Annotated in this window: 15 protein-coding genes; 1 reads left to right on the top strand and 14 read right to left on the bottom strand. The window is 34.0% G+C overall.

Annotated features, from left to right (window positions below; translation table 11 throughout):
- The coding region (locus tag AC3DU7_RS06090; protein ID WP_488038459.1) for a hypothetical protein at nucleotides 1–181 on the top strand (181 nt) is incomplete at its 5' end.
- Nucleotides 182–346: 165 nt separating this feature from the next.
- Here the strand turns inward: AC3DU7_RS06090 and AC3DU7_RS06085 are convergent.
- From AC3DU7_RS06085 to arsS, 14 genes are all read right to left on the bottom strand, one after another.
- Complete coding sequence (locus AC3DU7_RS06085) at nucleotides 347–601, bottom strand: hypothetical protein (RefSeq protein WP_488038458.1); 255 nt, start codon at nucleotides 599–601, stop codon at nucleotides 347–349.
- Entirely contained in the window at nucleotides 570–890 is a 321-nt protein-coding gene (locus tag AC3DU7_RS06080) for a hypothetical protein (RefSeq protein ID WP_488038457.1), read from the bottom strand. The genes AC3DU7_RS06085 and AC3DU7_RS06080 overlap by 32 nt, the downstream gene beginning before the upstream one ends.
- Nucleotides 891–1529: 639 nt before the next feature.
- Nucleotides 1530–2741, bottom strand: a complete 1212-nt coding sequence (locus AC3DU7_RS06075; RefSeq protein WP_488038456.1) for an amino acid ABC transporter permease — start codon at nucleotides 2739–2741, stop codon at nucleotides 1530–1532.
- Nucleotides 2742–3665: 924 nt separating this feature from the next.
- Complete coding sequence (locus AC3DU7_RS06070) at nucleotides 3666–4832, bottom strand: amino acid ABC transporter permease (RefSeq protein ID WP_488038455.1); 1167 nt, start codon at nucleotides 4830–4832, stop codon at nucleotides 3666–3668.
- A gap of 18 nt (nucleotides 4833–4850) precedes the next feature.
- The gene (locus tag AC3DU7_RS06065) at nucleotides 4851–5888 is read right to left on the bottom strand and encodes an amino acid ABC transporter substrate-binding protein (protein ID WP_488038454.1); all 1038 of its coding nucleotides are present in this window, start codon (nucleotides 5886–5888) and stop codon (nucleotides 4851–4853) included.
- A 1092-nt stretch (nucleotides 5889–6980) separates the two neighbouring features.
- Nucleotides 6981–8015 carry an amino acid ABC transporter substrate-binding protein gene (locus tag AC3DU7_RS06060; RefSeq protein WP_488038453.1) on the bottom strand — a complete coding sequence of 345 codons (1035 nt, stop codon included), beginning with the start codon at nucleotides 8013–8015 and terminating at the stop codon, nucleotides 6981–6983.
- Between the two features lie 257 nt (nucleotides 8016–8272).
- Nucleotides 8273–8509 carry a hypothetical protein gene (locus tag AC3DU7_RS06055; RefSeq protein ID WP_488038452.1) on the bottom strand — a complete coding sequence of 79 codons (237 nt, stop codon included), beginning with the start codon at nucleotides 8507–8509 and terminating at the stop codon, nucleotides 8273–8275.
- Nucleotides 8510–8875: 366 nt separating this feature from the next.
- Nucleotides 8876–9583 (bottom strand): HAD family hydrolase, encoded by a 708-nt coding sequence (locus AC3DU7_RS06050; protein ID WP_488038451.1) that lies wholly within the window; start codon nucleotides 9581–9583, stop codon nucleotides 8876–8878.
- A 1007-nt stretch (nucleotides 9584–10590) separates the two neighbouring features.
- A complete protein-coding gene (locus tag AC3DU7_RS06045; RefSeq protein ID WP_488038450.1) occupies nucleotides 10591–11316 on the bottom strand; it encodes a TVP38/TMEM64 family protein in 726 nt (241 codons plus the stop codon).
- A gap of 585 nt (nucleotides 11317–11901) precedes the next feature.
- A complete protein-coding gene (locus AC3DU7_RS06040) occupies nucleotides 11902–12705 on the bottom strand; it encodes a DUF928 domain-containing protein (RefSeq protein ID WP_488038449.1) in 804 nt (267 codons plus the stop codon).
- Nucleotides 12706–13553: 848 nt separating this feature from the next.
- The gene (locus tag AC3DU7_RS06035) at nucleotides 13554–15497 is read right to left on the bottom strand and encodes a CHASE2 domain-containing protein (protein WP_488038448.1); all 1944 of its coding nucleotides are present in this window, start codon (nucleotides 15495–15497) and stop codon (nucleotides 13554–13556) included.
- 100 nt (nucleotides 15498–15597) lie between these two features.
- The gene (locus AC3DU7_RS06030) at nucleotides 15598–16038 is read right to left on the bottom strand and encodes a pentapeptide repeat-containing protein (protein ID WP_293118270.1); all 441 of its coding nucleotides are present in this window, start codon (nucleotides 16036–16038) and stop codon (nucleotides 15598–15600) included.
- 1539 nt (nucleotides 16039–17577) lie between these two features.
- Complete coding sequence (locus AC3DU7_RS06025; protein WP_488038447.1) at nucleotides 17578–17907, bottom strand: ArsR/SmtB family transcription factor; 330 nt, start codon at nucleotides 17905–17907, stop codon at nucleotides 17578–17580.
- A 120-nt stretch (nucleotides 17908–18027) separates the two neighbouring features.
- Nucleotides 18028–19014, bottom strand: a complete 987-nt coding sequence (gene arsS, locus AC3DU7_RS06020) for an arsenosugar biosynthesis radical SAM (seleno)protein ArsS (RefSeq protein ID WP_488038446.1) — start codon at nucleotides 19012–19014, stop codon at nucleotides 18028–18030.
- Nucleotides 19015–19616: the final 602 nt, after the last annotated feature.

Here is a 19616-nt window from a genome sequence, read left to right as displayed (position 1 = left end):
ACAAGTCAAAGTGCCCCTACACAGTTGGCTTAAGTTTAACCCTAGCTTTCTGCTTACTTTTGTGATGATATTTGCAGCCCCATTACAGTCTGCATTAATACACCAATTATTACCTGTTCTATACAAACCACGCTTTATTCTTTTTCCTGATGGTTTCCAATCATTGGGTTTCTCACCATAATTAGGTAGATTGTCACCATCTAAAAATGAAGCAATACTTGTATAACTTTCTTCGGTTTCTATAAATCTAATCCCATATTCAGAGCATAACTGAGCTATTCTCTGTTTAAGTCTAGCTGTGGGAATTGGTACAAATTCTGAATTACTTTTTTTTCCTAATTTGATTTCATTTTTCTGACCTTGATTCCAACCAAAAACTATTGTACCAATAGAATTTTTGTGCGCAATGATTAATTACTACTCTAGCTGCTTTATTTATACCGTCACGCATTTGACGGTTACGCTTTTCAGTAATAGAAGCTAGTCTATTTGACCAAAATCCAGTCGGTTGATTTTCTTTGATAGTTGATACTTGTTTGTTGTACCAACGATTCATTGATTTGAGATGTTTACCATCTACAACCCGTGCTCGTACCCACATTAGATACACAGGTCACCCAATTATTTAAACCATGGTCTATTCCTAATACATTTTCTTGATTTAATAGAGGTTTAACTAATACTTCTTTTTCATAGACAAATTCTTGGGTAAAGCATCTGTTTTTCGGTAATATTCTCAGTTCTTTGAGAGTAGAAAATGCGAAATTACTTGGCATTGGAATATAAAAACAATCTAAACCAAACCAACGCTTACAGATATTACCTAGTGGTACTCTAAGAAGATGATCTTTAAGTTTTAATGCTTGTTTGGGATAGCTAACTGTAGCCATTCCACCTTTTTTTCTGTAGTTAGGAATCCTTGGTCTGTCCGATATTTTTCCTTGTGTGTAGGCTTTTATTAGACTATAATAAGAACGAAATGATTCAGCTACGGTTCTCAATATTTGTTGTGCTGCAAGAGAGATGTAGAACTTTATAGTGATTGTTCTTTTTGTATAGCTTTTCTTGCGTCATACTTGCCAATGCCTTTTTGAGACTTAAAATATAGTTGCCTGGCATAATATATTCCCATGTTAGTGAGCTTGTGAGACTGTTCACATAAGAATGTTAAGATATCAATTAATTCAGAATTTTTATTTACTAAAACTTGCTGACAACAGTACATTGGAAACGGGCCGAACGAAAACTTATTGTCGATCATAGTAACAGAGAAAAACTTTAGTTGTCTAGTCCAAAGGACTACTTTGTTTTCATCCCCTCGGTTCAAACACGGGGGCCTTCAACGTGGCTTTTCGGTCAAATAAAATACATCGGATTAAAATCCGACGACTCGTCTTTCATCCATCGCTTAAAAGACGATGACTTTCATGCTCCTGTGTTATTTAGGTAACGTCTAGTTTTTATATTTGACTAAGAAAAAAGATTATTATGAGTTATTGTTTTTAACTTTCTAACTTTTAACTTTTGACTTAATGATCGGTATTTAATTTTTTTTCTAACTGCCGACTACCAATTGACATGGCATAACAAATAATCCAAAAAAGTATGCCGTCAAATAAATAAACTTCTGCATAATCTCCTAAAAATTCTGGTTGAGCTAAAATTGAGCGACTCATGCGTAACAATTCTGATAATCCTACAATTGATAATAAAGTTGTATCCTGAAATAGACTAATAAACTGACCTACAATTGAGGGAATAGCAACTTTTAACGCTTGAGGTAACACAATTAATCCTAATACTAATGGAGTATTGAAACCTAATGCTTTGGCTGCTTCTGTTTGACCTCTAGGTACGGACTGTAAACCACCTCTAATATTTTCTGCTAGGTAAGCTGAACTAAATAAAGTTAATCCTAATATTGCTCGTAAAATTCGGTCTGGTCGCATTCCATCTGGTAGAAATAGGGGAATCATAATTTGCCCCATAAATAAGATTGAGATTAAAGGTAATCCTCGAATAATTTCAATATAACCAATAGAAAATATTTTGATTACTGGTAATTTACTTTGTCTGCCTAGGGCTAATAAAATTCCTAGAGGAAAAGATAAAAAAATGCTAACTATAGCCATTAATATAGTTAACATTAAACCTCCCCAGTCGTTTGTAGATACAGATTTTAAGCCTAATCCTCCTCCGATTAACCAGATAGTTAAGAGAAAGGCTATAAACCAAATAAAAGATATAGATTTACCTATATTTGGAATTTTTTTGCCTAAAATTTTTCCTGCCCAAGCAGTACTAATAACTAAAATAACTGTTCCTATCAGTAAGAGTTTGAATGGGGTTGTTACTGGAATTAATAATAAAATGGCAGGTATAACAGCTAGAAAAGTTAATACTGGTTGGGAAAATAATGTGGCTGAGTTTCTAGCAATAACTCCCCAAGAAAAACCAGATAAACTAGAAATTATGCCAACTATTAACCAGATGCGCCAATATTGGTCTTTAGGATATCTACCTACCATTAATAGTGGCAAATTAACTTTGATGACTTCCCATTCTGCTTGAGTTATTGCCCAAGATATAAAGCCTGTTATTCCCTTGGTAATAATGCTGAGTAGGATTATAGTTAATAAGGTATTGTACCAGGTACTAAAAAAATTTTGTCTGAGCCATTCTATAGGATTATTTTCCTGAAATGGAGGTGCTGATAATTTATGAGTATTAATTGTTTTCATATAATTAGGGTCTACCGAATAATGAATAATTAATAATTAAGAGTTGATAGTTAATAATTATTAATTCAACAATTCACGCCTTGAAGCCTCCCCTTGAATAGGAGAGAAAATAAGTGCTTATGCAAAATTAATTACACATTTTATTAGAGTTGTCGCTAAATAGATGAAAAAAATAGCTCAAATCAAGACACAGCATTAATTACAGACTTTTTTAGATGACAATTACTGAAATCCTTACTTGACTTGTGTTTGCCAGTTTTTTTTAGTTATAAAGCGACAAGTCTATTATATATCTCCAATCTTATCCAGAAATTATTAATTATTTCTCCCTGTTCCCTATTCCCTGTTCCCTGTTTCCTCTCTCAACTAGGAAATTGATTTTGCACGACTACTTAAAAAAATAATTTTAGTCAATCCTATCCGTTTTAAGAAGAGGTAATTATTAACTCAGGACTTACGCAAAGGCACTATTTATAGAGTAAAGTAACTGTTGGACAATAGTTTTGAGCACTATATATAGCACTACAAGTTTAGGTTAGGACATTTCTAAATCCACCAAACCCACTCACTGTTTACTGTTGCCTGTTGCCTGTTGCCTGTTGCCTAGCGCGTAGCGCTATATAGCGTATCTACGTAAGTCCTATAACTGTTAATTGTTAGTTGCTGAACTATCGAATCTCAAAGAATTGACTGATATTGGTTGTACCATTTTTTTGTCTAAAAAAATATGAGCTTTTCAGTGGAAAGAGCTGCATAAAGCTATTGTTTAGGGACGATTATGGCAGAAAAATTAAGGGCAAACTTTTCCGACTACCTCCTTTATAATTCCTATTTTTCCTGACTTCTGACTCCTGAATTCTACCCCTAGCAAAAGACTTTATTCAGCAAACCCTAATGAAGAATTATTCATTATTCATTGTTTTGTTATCTTTCTTTTAGTTGAACACTTTTATTGAAGAAATTCATAGACAATGAAATTATCAAATTTATAGAAAGGTAAACTGCCATAATGAGGATAAATACTTCTACTGGACGACCTGTTTGATTATAAGTAGTATTAGCAACAGAATATAAATCTGGATAACCAATAGCTATTGCTAAACTAGAGTTTTTTGCTAAGTTCATATATTGGCTATTTAATGGTGGAATCATTACCCTTAATGCCTGGGGAAAAATTACCAACCGCATTACTAAACTTGATTTTAATCCTAAAGACCTTGCTGCTTCCCATTGTCCTTTTGGCACTGCTTGAATACCAGAACGAACAATTTCAGCAATAAATGCACCTGTATAAAATACTAATCCTGCTAGTAAAGCTGATAGCTCTAATGTTAAATTTAATCCCCCTTGTGTTGCGCCTGTTTCTGTTGCTATGGGTGCTTGCCAACCTAGAGCAAATATAATAATTAATAACTCAAGAATTCCAATACTAATTATAGCGATAAGTTGAGGTTGACCAGTGGTAGCTTTTTCCGTCATTAACTTATTTCGCCACTGCCAAATAAATATAATAGCGATCGCTCCCCCAACTAACACCATTAACCATAACCAAACATTGAGAGTATTTTCCGGCCAAGGAATAGATATTCCTCGTTTACTCATAAATATTGGTCCTGGTAATTCTAATTTTTCTTCTAGTTTGGGAAGAGTGAAAAAAACTGCAAAATACCAGAAAAATAACTGTAATAGTAGAGGGGTATTTCTGACTACTTCTACATAGACCAGATTCAAATTTCGTAGTAACCAGTTTTGAGAAAAACTAGAAATTCCAGCTAATATTCCCACTATTGTTGTGAAGAAAATCCCCAAAATCATTACTTGCAGGGAATTAATAAAACCTGCTAATAATACTTGAGTATAAGGGTCTTTTGCTTTGTAGGGAAGAATACTTTCACTAATACTAAATCCAGCTTCGTTTCCTAGAAAACTAAATCCAAATTGTGTACCTTGTTGTGCTAAGTTACGGTTAAGATTGCTAATCATCATAGCTAAAACCGTAATAAAAATTACTATGGCGATAACTTGTAAAGCAATGCGCCAAAATCTTTCATCTCGCCATAGTGGAATTTTTTGATTTTCCTGGTCAATCATTTTTATTGTTTAAAATTTTTACCGAAAGGGTGGTGAATAAAGTAGACCGCCATTCGTCCATAAATTATTTTGACCGCGAGGTAGTTTAAATGGAGAATTTTTGCCTAAGTTTCGGTCATAAATTTCACCATAGTTGCCCACTTGCTTAATTACACGATAGGCAAAATCATTACTTAAACCTAGACCTTCACCCAGATTTCCTTCTACTCCTAAAAAACGTCTTATTGTTGGGTCATCAGAATTTTTTTTCTCTTCTACACTTGCTTGAGTAATGCCTAATTCTTCAGCCTCTATCAAAGCATAAATTACCCATTTAATTACATCAAACCAAGCTGAATCATTATTTACTGTTGCAGGACTCAAAGGTTCTTTTGAAAGGGTAGTATTTAAAATAATATGTTGTTCGGGATTAGGGAAAGTTTGACGACGACCCAACAACTGAGTTTTATCGGAGGTCATCCCATCACAACGTCCTTCTGCATAAGCAGCATAAGCTGGATCTGCTTGTTGAAATGTTAACGTCTCAGCTTCAATGTTTCGTTGACGGAGATTGCCTGTTAAGTTTAGTTCTGTGGTTGTACCTGCTTCAACACAAATTGATTTGCCTTCCAAACCCTCTAAAGATGTAATCCCACTATCAGCACGGACCATTATGCTCTGACCATCATAAAATGTTGTGGGGGCAAATTCTAGACCTACGGTGGTATCTCGGCTAATAGTCCAAGTAGTGTTTCGAGAAAGCATATCTACTTTTCCACTATTGAGAGCGGTGAAGCGCTCAATTGAATATAGGTTACGATATTCCACAGCATTTGGATCGTTAAATAAAGCTGCTGCTACTGCCTTGCAGACATCAACATCTATTCCGGAATAGTTGCCATCTTGGTCTACAAAACTAAATCCTCGTATGCTGCCTTCTACACCACAATGTAGTTTGCCACGTTCTTTCACAACATCTAAACGACTTTTTCCTGGTGGGGTTGGTTCAGATTGGGAATTTTCACAACCTGTCAAGTATGTAAAAATAGCAAAGTTGTCAAGAGCAAATATACCCATTTTTGCATAATTTCTTTTTAATATTCTGCTAAGAACTTTTGATTTACCAAATAATTAAGGTTTAAAGCCTCTCCTTTAAAGGATACAGGATTTACGCAAAGGCACTATTTATAGATTCAAATACTATTGTCCAATAGTCTTGAGCGCTATATATAGCGTATCTGTGTAAGTCCTAATGATAAAGGAGAAAAAAGAAAAAATTTTCCTTTTATACCATTTTGAAAAAAGAATGTTACGAATAATAAGCACCCAGAAAAAGACTTTCAGATAAACTCTGTTTCACGAAAAAGGTAATTTACAACATCAAAAATGGTATTAAATCTATCCATTCTGCATTCTAAATTCTAAATCCTGGATTATAATAAATACCCTAACTATTTGTAGCAAACATTTATCAACTTGGTATTAGTCAATCAATTCCGTTTTCTTTTGAGAGGTAATTATTAATTATTGAATGTATCGGATGTATTGGAGCGATCGCTAATTAATGTATACAAAATTTCAGCTTTTTATGAGTGTTCAATACTGTATGGAGTTTACTGAAAAATCTTTTTGTCGGAGTACGATCGCTAATTAATTTATATATAATTTCAGCTTTTTTTGAATGTTAAATACTGCAAGGGAATTTCTCGAAAAAGTCTTTTTCTCGGTTTTTTTTCTTTTTTTCCCTCCTAGGAAGACATCCCGTAGCATATCCCTAGATAAACTTTAAATATTAATTATTTGGTCAAGACTTTCTGTGGAAAATCCCTAAATTCCTTGTTCCTTGTTCCTTGTTCCTTCTGCTATATGATGTATTGGAGTGATCGCTAATTAATTTATACAGAATTTTAGCTTTTTTTGGGTTTTCAATACTGTATAGAGTTTGCTAAAAAAGTCTTTTTGTCGGAGTACGATCGCTAATTATCTAGATGCTATATATAGCAGTCGAAGGAAAAGTTAAGACATATCAAAAACTTAAAACTCAGACAAAGCAAAGTCTTTCCTTCTTCCTTTTTCCTTCTTCCTTATTTCTTCTTACTTCTTCCTTCTACTATTAAAGATTTGGGAAAAGGTGTAGATTAATTCCCAAATCTATAAAGCCATTAATTTTTAACGGAATGGAGGGGAATAAAGTAACCCACCATTTGTCCATAAATTATTTTGACCGCGAGGTAACTTAAATTGAGATTGTTCTCCTAAGTTACGGCCATAAATTTCACCATAGTTGCCTACTTGCTTAATGACTCTATAAGCAAAATCATTACTCAAACCCAAACCTTCGCCCAGGTCTCCCTCTACTCCTAAAAAGCGTTTGATTGTAGGGTCATCAGAATTTATCTTTTCATCTACATTTGCTTGGGTAATACCTAATTCCTCAGCTTCTATCAAAGCGTAAGTTACCCACTTAACCACGTCAAACCAAGCTGAATCATTATTTTTCGTCACAGGACCCAAAGGTTCCTTGGACATAGTAACATCTAAGATAGTATGGGTATCTGGATTAGGTAGAGTACTACGACGACCCAACAACTGAGATTTATCAGAAGTCATCCCATCACAACGCCCTTCTGCATAAGCGGCATAAGCTGGATCTGCTTGTTGAAATGTTAAAGTCTCAGCTTCAATGTTTCGTTTACGGAGATTGTCTGTTAAGTTTAGTTCTGTGGTTGTACCTGCTTCTACACAAATTGATTTGCCTTGCAGACCCTCTAAAGAATTAATCCCACTATCAGTACGGACCATCATCCCTTGACCATCATAAAATGTTGTGGGGGCAAACTCTAGACCTACGGTGGTATCTCGACTTACTGTCCAAGTTGTGTTTCGAGAAAGCATATCTACTTCTCCACCATTGAGAGCTGTGAAACGCTCAGTTGAATCTAGGTTACGATATTCTACAGCATTTGGATCATTAAATAAAGCTGCTGCTACTGCCTTGCAGACATCCACATCTATTCCTGAGTAGTTGCCATCTTGGTCTACAAAGCTAAATCCTGGTATAGCTCCTTCTACCCCACAGTTTAATTTACCACGCTCTTTTACTATATCTAGACGACTGGTGGCTTGTTGACTTTCTTCTTCACAAGCTGTTAATGGTAGTACCACCAACACAGTTGCTACTAGCAGAGATAACCATTTTTGCATAGTTAATTACGATTTTTTTGATCTGAGAAAAATAACATATTCAAAACTACCATAAGGTTTAACTTGGCGATCGCTTCTGCGGTATTTCCAGCAAATACTTTCCACATTTTTTGCTGTCGCAGGGAGCAAGCAACAAGCAAAAGTTGGGAAAATTTGTCATTAGTTTATGTCCTAACCAATTCTTTCTTAGCTATATTTATTTGAATAGTTTCTAATTATATTTGACTATATACGACTATATTTCTGTAGAACTTTTACTACACCGACGGTGAAGGTTCGCTACCCAAACGTTCTTCAGCTAAATCTCTAATTAAAGACAACCGAGACTGGATATATTCGTTAATCAAATCTGCTTCCTTACCATTGAGGGCATTTCTAGTTTTCAATTGTTTGATTAACCATTGAACCAGGGTAGCATCATCTAGAGATATTAGGGTTGTAGCTTGGGAGTTTTCGATTAAAGACCAAAGCTGACGCAACATTGTGGGAGTCATAAAATCTCCATATAAGTATAGATAATCATCTTTTTGGCAGATTGGTACAGGCTAGTTAGTAACCAGAACGTAGCCTAAAGCACATATATTTCCAATCTTATGCTTTTTTAACTATTCTTTTATATTTAGTTAATGGTAACTGAAATCTACCCATATCAGAAGTGGTTAAACACAATAAGTTACAATTATTACCAATATCTTTACAAACCGATGTTGTTCTTTACTTATTTTTGATGGGATTCAAAAAGTTCCATAGTTATTCGCTCAGACTAAAGATTAAAGTTAAGTTAATTTACATACTTTTGAGTTAGGTGTAAGTATACTTTTTTTGTCTAAAAAACAGTATTCTTCTATACAAACAAATATTTAAGAATTAATTTCTTGATAAATTTTTTGTATTCTTTCTAATTCAAGGTCAGATAGATAATCTACACACCAGTTGGCCAAACGCTGGAGCATATGAAAAGGATAAGTATGGGCGACACCAACCACAGACATTCCTGCTAACTTAGCTGCTTCAATTCCGGCAAAAGTATCTTCTATTACTAGACATTCTGAAGGTTGTAGATTCATGTCTGTATACTGTTGATTTAGAATATTCACTGCCAACAAATAAGCATCTGGTTTTGGCTTACTAGCTTCGACATCATCTCCAGCAATAATTGTCTTAAAAAAATCACCTAAATTAGCTTTGTTTAAGACTAATTCTATTTCAGATCGAAGAGCGCCACTAACTACAGCCATTTTCAGATTTGCTTTAGCAACCTGAGAAATAAAATCTATCGTATCTGAATAAATTGGTAACTCTTCAAGACTTTCTAATTGTTGTTGATAAGCTAGAGCTTTACGCTTAATTAACTGGTCTAAATATCCTTCGTTAATATATCTACTTCTTTCAGTAAGTATATTTTCTAAACAAGCACGGTCGCTTTTTCCTAAACAGAATTGATGGTATTCCCCTGGTCTAAGTAGCAAATTTTCATCAATTAATACTTGTTCTATTAATTTTTCATGGATAAATTCATCATTAATAATTACACCATTAAAATCGAACAAAACAGCTTTGAGAGTCATTTCAGTTAGCCTCCTCCGGAGGAACTTCGTTAACAGTTATCAGTTATCAGTTATCAGTACCAACCGCTGTTTGTGCAGCATTCCTTAGGAAAGCATGAGGCACCGAAATACTGAAGTTTACTTTCTCTTGGTCCATTGAATATGGCTCCAAAACCTACTCTTGCAGATTCCTTATGCGGTCTGCCATCCCTTGACCACTTTTCATCCTCTTGTAGAGCTACAGCTAGTGTAGTAGCCAAGGAGGAGTTATTGACCCTATTTTTTGGTCATAAATTATAGAGATTTATAATTCAATTAATTATAAGAACAAAAGTGGTCAGGATTTATTATTTTAGCGATCCATGGCGACAATTATAAATAATATCAAATCTCAAAAAGTTTGCTATATATCTTTAAGGTTATAGGGAGATAGAAAAATAATAATAAAATATAGTATTGCTCTTCATAAATGGTATAACATTGTGCCCAGTTAAATACTTATACTTTGCAGAAAAAATGCAGAAGGGAAAGAAAGGTTAAAAGAGATAAGGTCTTTATAACTGATTATCCGAAAAGTATTTATACTATAGCAATATGATTTGAGTTGTGAGATGTTGGAAACTTTTAGGGAACAGGGAACACCGGAGCTGGGAACAGAGAAGAAGAAAAAAACGTATCATATGAATATCATAATTGATATATTCCATACTTTTAAGGAACACCTCAATTCTCACAACTGATTCCTGATTGCTATATATAAATTATCTTCATTTACCTTGATCGGGAGTCAAATTCTCAGTTAAATATTCAGCATAAATACTTACTAAATCATTGCCTCCTATTGACCACTATAATTTTCTTCTGACTTTTGACTTATGTTTTTATACTACATTTTGTGGTGCGGAATGTGGGTTACAAGGTCCGGCAGTGAGAGCATCTTGCTCCCATGCCAAGTATCCCTTGTTTTTTATATACCATTACTATGCAGGACTACCAATTTTTTTTGCTTGCACTATGGAACCAAAAAATTAGGAAATTTTCTTCTGTAGAGCTTTTCTAGCAATTTTTGTTACATAAACGGTTACAGCAATTGTGGCTATTAGACCTACTCCATAAAGAATCCATTCTGCTGTGGTCCGCGTCCCTCCTTCTGTGCCCAAAGTTGCTAAACTACCAGCTAGGGAACCAAGATATACATACATTATTGTTCCTGGCATCATCCCAATCCAAGAAGCAAAAAAATAGTCTGGTAAAGATACTTGAGTTAGACCAAAAGCATAGTTGAGCAGGTTAAAAGGAAAAATAGGAGATAAGCGAGTTAGTCCAACAATTTTCCATCCTTCGTCGGCTACTGCTTCATCAATGGCCTTAAAGTTTTCATTTCCTTCTATTTGTTTGGACACCCAACCTCGTGCCAGATAGCGACCGACTAAGAAGGCACAAGTTGCTCCTATAGTTGAAGCAATAGAAACGTAGATAGAACCGAAAATTGGGCCGAATAACAGACCTGCGCCTAAAGTTAGTAGTGAGCCTGGGAGGAATAAAACTGTGGCCAGGATATAAATAATAATAAAAGCTATGGGACCCCAAGGGCCAAGAGTTTTTATCCAATCTAGGGCATCGATCAAGAGTTGTTGAGCGTTAAATTTCTGAGCAAGAATTAAGAGAGTTGCTACGACAAAAACGATTAATAGTGGTTTGAGTAGTTTGTTTGATTTTGGCTTTTTTTTTGTTTCTTTTTCTAGGTTATTCATCTATATACAGAGTTTACAATAGTTATTGGTATTAATTTATATGATACTCGTATATAGAGGTACAAACCTTGATTTTAATTGTAGTCTTATCAGATTTTTATCTGATTTTCATTTAACATCGATTCTGACTATGGAGTGTTTTGGGATGATTTTTTTGAGTTTTTTTTAGACATCTTTAGATACTTATGTTTAACTGAATTGCTTTGTTTGTAGAGATGTTTGGTAACCATTAAAAAAATTGAATGACTGTTAGAAAAAAGTTTTAATTAAATTTATATTTGATACTTAGTTTTCTAACAGATATTTTTCTAGTAATTCCAAAATAGTTATCCTTATCCATATCTGATACTAATTACCAAAAGTAATACGATACTTAGGTGGAACTTCAATTATTTCAGTAAATAATCCGAAAAAATCACTTTTTTGATAATTATAACCATAAGAATGCACGAATTATTATGATATTTACTCCTCCCTCACTCGCCTACTCCCCTACTCAATAAAATGTAGAAAAGTTTTTGAGAAATGGTATTACTTGTTGAGCTATCTGGTTATATAACTAATTCGATTGATGGAATTAACTTGCTAATTACTTGAATTTAATGGCTCTGTAGCTACATCATTTAAACCTACTGAATTTAGAAGATTTTGCCATTCTGATTTAAGTTCTTTATCATTCGGATTAGAACTAATTTTTTCTGCTAAGGCATCCAGTTTTTCGTGCCATATACCTGTGTCAGAATAAATTAACCAGCGGTCGTTCTCTGATTTTTGCTGTAGTTCTTTGGTCAGGTTTGGGTTGGGATTAACTCTTTTAATTGAGCTTTGGACAACAGTTCCATAACCACTTCCTTCGCAGCTTAAAGAGAATGTCCAGTTATAATTTTCACCTACTTTTAATTCTGGTTGATTGCTGGGAATTTTAATGCGTATAATGCCCTGAGTATTTGATACTGGTAGTAGCTTTTCATAAACTATTTTTTGACTAGAGTCTTTCAAGATAAATTCTCCAGCTATGGCTGTGTTTTCTGGAACATACATATAAATTGTTGGATGTGAGGCTAAGGTTACTAGGGTTAATTCTTGTGTTTTATTTATCTTGGGAATTAGAGGTGTTAGAGGTTTTTGATCCTCATCTACACAATTATCTTGTCCTCGCGATCCTCCACCATAAGTACCTGTTGAACCGCCTTCGACTCTAGGAGTAACATTTGCTAAGGTATTTTGAGAAATACCTAGAGTAGTATCTGCTTTACCATTAGTTAAACTAGCAGAATTAGTAGAACTTGCCGATGTACTACTGGGAAAAGAAGTAGTAAATAATCCTAAAACTAATGTCAAAATCATAGTTTTGAGAGTAATAGAAAAACGGAAATTTTGTAGATACATATTCTGAAATCCTTTTTTGGGTAAATGTGTTAATTACTTATTACTATTATAGTTTATCCATTTATGAATTGTGTAACTAGCTAGTGTAAAAATGTATAATACCATTTTGAAAAAAGAGCAATAAAAAGACTGTATAAGAGATTTCTATTTGGCTAATAAGATAAGTTATGAACTAAGAAATGGCATCGAAGCTATTCATTCTGACTTCTAAGAAATACCCTAGCTATTTTTAGTAAACATTTATTAATTTGGCATAAGGTAAGCATTTCCTGCGGACTACTGCGCAAACAGCTATTAGCAGTCAGCTCTCACCAACAAGAGTTTCTTAATATTAAGACAGTGTTTAAATTAATATAGACTTTAAGAGCAAAGGAACCAACTTTTGTAGTAAGACAATTAAATATTGCTTTTATCCTAAACTAAGAGCAATAGCTGATATACGTAGTTCCGACCATAGGAGGCTAGCTGATGGCTGACGGCTGAATGCTTCTTACAGCATAAGGGAAGAAGCAGAACGGAATAAAGCTTGTATAATCAACTTTTTAACATGATTTTAACTGATTATTTAAGTAGGTAAGTGAGATTAAATCTAAAATTTCCGAAGCGAGGTATGTTTGTGGAGTGACCCAGGAAAACAATCCCATAGTTACAATTGCTTTCCTCGCAATTGGCTCCCAAATGTTCCTAGTTCGGATGCTGTATATTACATTTATTTCTATCCATAACTTACTTATGCAATCCTGCACTAGAGCATTGATAATATAGTTTAATATATTTTTGTGGTTGTAGAAAAATAGCAAAATTGATAAGGAGTAAAAGTTTCAAATTATTTATTGTTTATGGTTAATTTAAAAATAGTTTTTCCCAGTAACTAAGTATACATTTACTGGTATTTTTTTTCCTTTTAAATTTAAATCACCCCAAGGCTCTACTGAAAATCTTCTATCTAAATATTCCAAAGTTTCCTGAGCAATCAAAATGCGACAAATTCCTGGATGACGTTCTTTATCAAAACTTTCTAAACGAGAAGCAATATTGACACCATCGCCAATTACTCCATATTCTAAGCGATTTTTTCCACCTAAACTACCAACCGTCACAGTTCCAGTATAAATTCCTACACGCATTTTTAATTCTGGAGAATTTTGTTGTTGCCATTTTTGATTTAATTGTGATAGATGTTGACCCATTGCTAAAGCACAATTAACTGCATTTTGTGCATCTATAGCAATCTCTTTAACACTGGTACGAGGTACTGGTATTCCAAATACTGCCATAACTCCATCTCCAGTAAATTTGTTGACTATTCCGTGATGATTTATCACAATATCTGTCATGGCACTCAGATATTCATTCAACCAATTCATTAAAGCTTCTGAAGTTTTTTTTTCGGAGATAGTGCTAAAGTTTTTTAGGTCAGTAAATAATATTGTTGCTGTAACTGTTTTTGGAGGTAAAATTCCACTATTAATCAGATATGAACGTTCTTGCCAAAGAGCATAAGCAATCTCTGGAGAAGTTTGTTGGCCTAATAACTTCATCACCATATTTTGTTGTTGCCATGATTCCTGAATTTTGTAGACTATTACTACTCCACTTGTCATAAATATTCCTAATATTGGTGATGCTACAGGTACCCATCCCATATTGATAAAAATGCCATAACTAATAGCTACTAAAACTCCTAAAGCTAAAAAATTAATTAGCAGCAAAATTAAAGGTCGTCTGATATGCCAAGCAATACTACCACCAACTATTGACCAAATGAAAATCCATAGTATTTCCGTTGATTCATCCCAGTACCAAAATAGCTTTTGATCGTCAAGAACTGCACTAATAATTTGACTGGTAGCTTGGGCATGAATTTCTACTCCTGACATCTTTGACTTTAACAAGTTTAACTGAGCAAAACTGTAAGGAGTAAAAGAAAAGTCGTTGCTACTAGAAGCTGTATTACCAATTATGACAATTTTGTTTTTAACTAATTCGGGGTCAAAATTACCTAATAAAACATCTTTGATCGTAATTTTTGGAGCTATAGATTTAGAATTACGATAATTAATTAAGATTGGATATCCCTGAGCATCGATTTGTTGATATCCTCCAGAGTTAGGTTGTAATTTTTTAAATGATACGTCATCTAATTGATATTCATTATTTTCCGTTATCTGAGGAAATATTTCATATTCTTGGAGATAAGCAAGAGCTAAATGTAAAGCAAATGCCACCATTGTTTCTTCATCATTATTAATAAAAAATGAATAGCGACGAACTACACCATCTGGATCAAGAGGAATATTATTAAAGCCAATTCTTTCCTTTGGGATACTAGGAGGTGGCGGTGTTGTACTCACAAATTGATTGCCAATAAAAGTAATACCAAAAACATTCGGTTTCTGTAGTTGTTCTACTAATTCTGTATAACCAGGATATTTAGGAACATCTCGGTATATATCTATACCTATTACTTTGGGTTGATGCTCTTGTAGAGAAGCTAAAACATCTGCTAAATTTTTGTCGGATATTGGCCACTGTTCTAAATACTGTATATCTTCTTCAGTAAGCTCTACTATTAATAATCTGGGGTCAGAGATTTCATCAGGGCCCAGACGCACCATCCCATCAAATACAAATAGCTCTAGTCGCTGCAATGCTCCTAAGTACCTGAAAAATAATAAACTTAGAATTGCTCCACCAGAAACTAAAATTGCTGATATTGGTATTCTGGAAGAATGGACTTTTTTATAGATCCACTTAAGAAAATTTATAGGATGCATAATTTGGAAGGTCATTCATCCTGAATCTCATCAAGATGAAGCCAGTATTCTCCATACTCTTGCTCAAATTAAGCAGAAATAAGCATGAGAATTACTAAACTTCACCTAATTTCACTTATTCATGTCTTGCACCATCTGGCATAATTGCACCACTGAGGAGTGCCCCTTCTATACTAGCTCCTTCGAGGTTAGCTCCTCCTAAATTGGCACCTTCTAGATTTGCTCCTGCTAAATTGGCACCTTCCAAGTAAGCTCCACCTAAGTTCGCTCCACTTAAGTAAGCTCCTTCTAAATTGGCACCTTCCAAGTAAGCTCCACCTAAGTTTGCTCCACCTAAGTAAGCTCCACCTAAGTAAGCTCCACCTAGGTTCGCTCCACCTAGGTTCGCTCCACCTAACTTTGCTCCTGCCAGGTTAGCTACTGGTAATTTTGCTTCTCCAAGATTGGCCCCTCCTAGATTTACGCCTCCAAGTCTAGCTCCTTCTAGGTAACAATTTGGACATTCGCGAGTTTCTAGTAACAGTCTAATGTTTCGTTCTATTTGTTGGTTAGTCATTTCACTTATCAGTTAACAGTTATCATTTATCATTTATTAGTACCTCCTGGAATACCTATCCCTTATAAGGAACTCCTGAAACCCTTGTAGGAGCTTGGGGAGAGGGGGAGGAGGGGGGAGTAAGAATTTTGTCTACAGTCCTCAAAAAAGTGTCTTTGTCAATACAATTTTCTCCCGAAAAAGATGATCCCAGACTTATTCACAACTTGCCTATTTTGTCAAGTTTTATGTTAAGAAAGATGTTTATAAAGCATAGCTGGAATAAGGAGGCTTGAAAATACTGAATTTTATTTTCTGTTGGTCAATTGGATATGACATTCCTTTCGGCACTGCGGGGAAAGGAAACCCATTCTGACGGAGCGACTCCGCAGTCCGCCATCCCATCCTACGGGAAGCTCAGAAGCTCAACTGCTTTTTATCCCTTTGTAGGGCGACAGCTTGTGGCGCAGTTAAGGGGATGCTATTGACCTGATTTTCTGGTCATTATTTGGAATAATCAAATATAGTCCAGCTGTCTATTCTATCTAAAATGGAGCTTTGAGGAATCCCGGTATAATCTCCGATTTACCAGGAAATGAATCGCGACCAAGATAGAAACAGATACTGACCTTGAGTAGCAAAAGTCTAAATTGACATCATACTCAGATAGAATTATGTTGTCATTTCGGTTTACTGACACTAAGGTGTTACTGTGGCCTTTGCAGATCATGGAGCAAATTGACTGTGTAGGCGTACTGTCGTGGGTTGTTTTCAACTTAGATAAGTGCCACTCAAGCAGTAAAACTGAATTGTGAGGTTTGGGAATCCCCGTTATAATTGCTAGATTTGACAGTATGAGGATATCAAAGTGCTATGGTAATCTCATTTGAGTTGCTTCGGTCGTAAAAACCTATTGCAGGATGACAGAAATAACTGACCGGTTAAAAAATCCTAAAACAATTACAAATCAATACTTTTGACTGTCTTGAATGTGTAATTCTGAGGTTTCCTCAAAACTACATACTCTATTTTAACTTTTGACTTCCGCGTAGCGGTACTATTCTCTTTTCCCAGTTAATTGTTCTCTACTTTGAACAAAAAGTCTATATCTTTTTCACCTCATGTCTAATTTTTATTCTTATCAAAACTGAGTTCATAATTTTGTTTACTTTAAGATTGTTGATGAAAGGAGAGAATAGAGCAAAATTATCAATTTTTTTTATGCATAAGACTTAAGTATAAGTTACGGAAAACAATAAAATAGAGAAAAGGCAAAATGAGGATAGGATAGAGTTTTTTTTGATTGTTATTTGTTACTAGACAGTGAAAAATTATTGGAATAACTATTGCTAGCTGAGGCTTTCAGCGATCTAATAGGTAAAAAAAATTATTCAGATATGTAAGTACTGTAAACCTTTGCCAGTAATACTTTCAGTCTTAAAAAAAAATAGTTTTTTGGGAGAACTTTGTACTCTCTAGTTTGTTAATTAAGCGGATAATAATATTAGTATTTCTATGATTTTCAGATTGGATACAAAGTATTTTTACCAAGTATTGCAGTTAATCATTATTGGCACAAAAGTTAGCTGGTAAAGGACTAACTTTTTGATATTCTGATAGGTACTTTTCTAAATTTTCAAATTGAGATAAATTAAGGCTGTAGTATATCCAACGACCATCCTGGCGGCTTTTAACTAAAGAAGCTTCTTTGAGATTTTTGAGATGAAAAGACAGTTTGGACTGAGAAACTTGAAGGTGATCGCATATATCACATACACACAGCTCTTGTTTAAGCAATAGTTCTAATATTTGAATTCTTAATGGGTCAGAAAGTGCCTGAAAGCTGGCTGCCATAGAAGTAGGAGATAAGTTGAGTGATGTTTCTAGCATTTATTTATGTCAATAAGTAATATATATTATAGCTCATTTAGATATTACCATAATTTGAAATTCAGGAAATTTAACACCTTGAAATTAATCCTCAAGCTACTATTCAAGGGTTAGTTTAAACTAGATTAATGACCCGCTGCAACTAGAGCCACAACCTGCTGTACAACCGTAACAATAGTTTGCTGTCTGTACTTTTTCAATTATGTCTAAACTATTAGCTTCTAGTAATTTAGCTAATGTAATTTTTTCACTTTTGTTAGTTTGAGCTGGGATATTTTCCATCTGATTAAAGTCACAGTCATAGACATTACCTAAATAATCAATTGATAATTCATTTCGACACATTAAATTTTCTACAGTTTCAGAGTTAAAATTTGACTCCAAAAAATCTAGATAAGGTTGATATATTTTTCTATTTTGCATATATAGTTTAGTTCTACCTATAGGTAAATTGGTAATTGTAAATAGTTGGTTGAAGTTGATGTTAAAGTTTTCTTCTAAATATTTTTTATAATCTTCTTCTAGATTTTTTTGATTAGGAGGAAGGGTAAATTGATTTTTATTTGGAACGGGAGGATTATAAACTAAATCTAAGACTAGGTTTGGATCTTTTCCATATCCTAATTTGTTTAGCCATTGCAATGCTTTAATTGATTCACTATAAACGCCATAACCTCGCATTTTATCGACATTATCTTCTAAATAACAAGGCAATGATGCAACTATTCTCAGTTGATTTTCAGCACAATATTCTGGGATATCTGCAAATCCTTTAACAAAATAAATCGTTAAGTTAGAACGAACAATCACTTCTTTTTTATTTGTTCTAGCAGCTTGAACTAATTGTTTAAATCCATAATTCATTTCTGGCGCACCACCAGTCAAGTCAACTGTTTTAATTTGAGGAAATCTATTAATTAGTTCAATTAATTGTTCGCAAATTTCTGAGGAAAGTTCTTCTGTTCGTTTTGGACTTGCTTCGACATGACAATGGGTACAGGCAAGATTACAACGTTTACCAAGATTAATTTGTAAAACCGCAATTTTTTTCTTAGTTAAGGTGTTATTGAGTTTGACTTTGAAAGGTGTAAAAGCTGTATTAATCATTGTTATTATTTGATAATAAGAAACTGAAAAACTTGTTAACAGAGAAGTATTTATTGAAGTTAATTATCAGGAAAGGTAGAGGACAAGAGGCAGAAGGCAGAAGGGAATTATGACTCCTGACCTCTACCCGCGATCAAAGGGAACAAGGGTATAAAACTCCATCCAATTGTTCTTTATGCCCTCCGCATAAGTGCCTTTATTCATTATTAATTGGTATTGTAGTAAGATAGCAACATATATTTTTTTTAAAGAAGCTTTGTAATCCTTCTACCATAATTTAAATTAATTTAAATAAAATTTTTGATCGGGGATTGTATTTACTGCTTCCTCGCACTGATTAATTTTGAATAAAGTAGGTTATAAAGTCGGTGCTACAAATATAGATAGTATTTTGTAATAATAACTATACGGATAAAACGGATAAATTCCTTATTTTTAATGATTAATTCTAAGATTAAGTTTCTCAATATTAACTGGTATTACTACAGCTATTCTTGTAGATATTTGCTTAATAACTTTTACCAATAAAGAGATTTTTACTAGGGTAATGATTTTGGGTAATCGCTCCACTTGTATTAGTATTTGATTTAATATAGCAATCC

It is taken from the genome of Okeania sp., from assembly GCF_983059655.1.
This window is presented reverse-complemented; position numbering and strand designations above follow the sequence as displayed.

Bases quoted from the DNA above. Each gene is read 5' to 3' on its own strand.
- AC3DU7_RS06035 (WP_488038448.1), bottom strand. From the start codon at position 15,497: ATGACCTTCCAAATTATGCATCCTATAAATTTTCTTAAGTGGATCTAT.
- AC3DU7_RS06060 (WP_488038453.1), bottom strand. From the start codon at position 8,015: ATGCAAAAATGGTTATCTCTGCTAGTAGCAACTGTGTTGGTGGTACTA.
- AC3DU7_RS06085 (WP_488038458.1), bottom strand. From the start codon at position 601: ATGTGGGTACGAGCACGGGTTGTAGATGGTAAACATCTCAAATCAATG.
- AC3DU7_RS06040 (WP_488038449.1), bottom strand. From the start codon at position 12,705: ATGTATCTACAAAATTTCCGTTTTTCTATTACTCTCAAAACTATGATT.
- AC3DU7_RS06070 (WP_488038455.1), bottom strand. From the start codon at position 4,832: ATGATTGACCAGGAAAATCAAAAAATTCCACTATGGCGAGATGAAAGA.
- arsS (WP_488038446.1), bottom strand. From the start codon at position 19,014: ATGATTAATACAGCTTTTACACCTTTCAAAGTCAAACTCAATAACACC.
- AC3DU7_RS06055 (WP_488038452.1), bottom strand. From the start codon at position 8,509: ATGACTCCCACAATGTTGCGTCAGCTTTGGTCTTTAATCGAAAACTCC.
- AC3DU7_RS06080 (WP_488038457.1), bottom strand. From the start codon at position 890: ATGGCTACAGTTAGCTATCCCAAACAAGCATTAAAACTTAAAGATCAT.
- AC3DU7_RS06050 (WP_488038451.1), bottom strand. From the start codon at position 9,583: ATGACTCTCAAAGCTGTTTTGTTCGATTTTAATGGTGTAATTATTAAT.
- AC3DU7_RS06025 (WP_488038447.1), bottom strand. From the start codon at position 17,907: ATGCTAGAAACATCACTCAACTTATCTCCTACTTCTATGGCAGCCAGC.
- AC3DU7_RS06075 (WP_488038456.1), bottom strand. From the start codon at position 2,741: ATGAAAACAATTAATACTCATAAATTATCAGCACCTCCATTTCAGGAA.
- AC3DU7_RS06065 (WP_488038454.1), bottom strand. From the start codon at position 5,888: ATGGGTATATTTGCTCTTGACAACTTTGCTATTTTTACATACTTGACA.
- AC3DU7_RS06045 (WP_488038450.1), bottom strand. From the start codon at position 11,316: ATGAATAACCTAGAAAAAGAAACAAAAAAAAAGCCAAAATCAAACAAA.
- AC3DU7_RS06030 (WP_293118270.1), bottom strand. From the start codon at position 16,038: ATGACTAACCAACAAATAGAACGAAACATTAGACTGTTACTAGAAACT.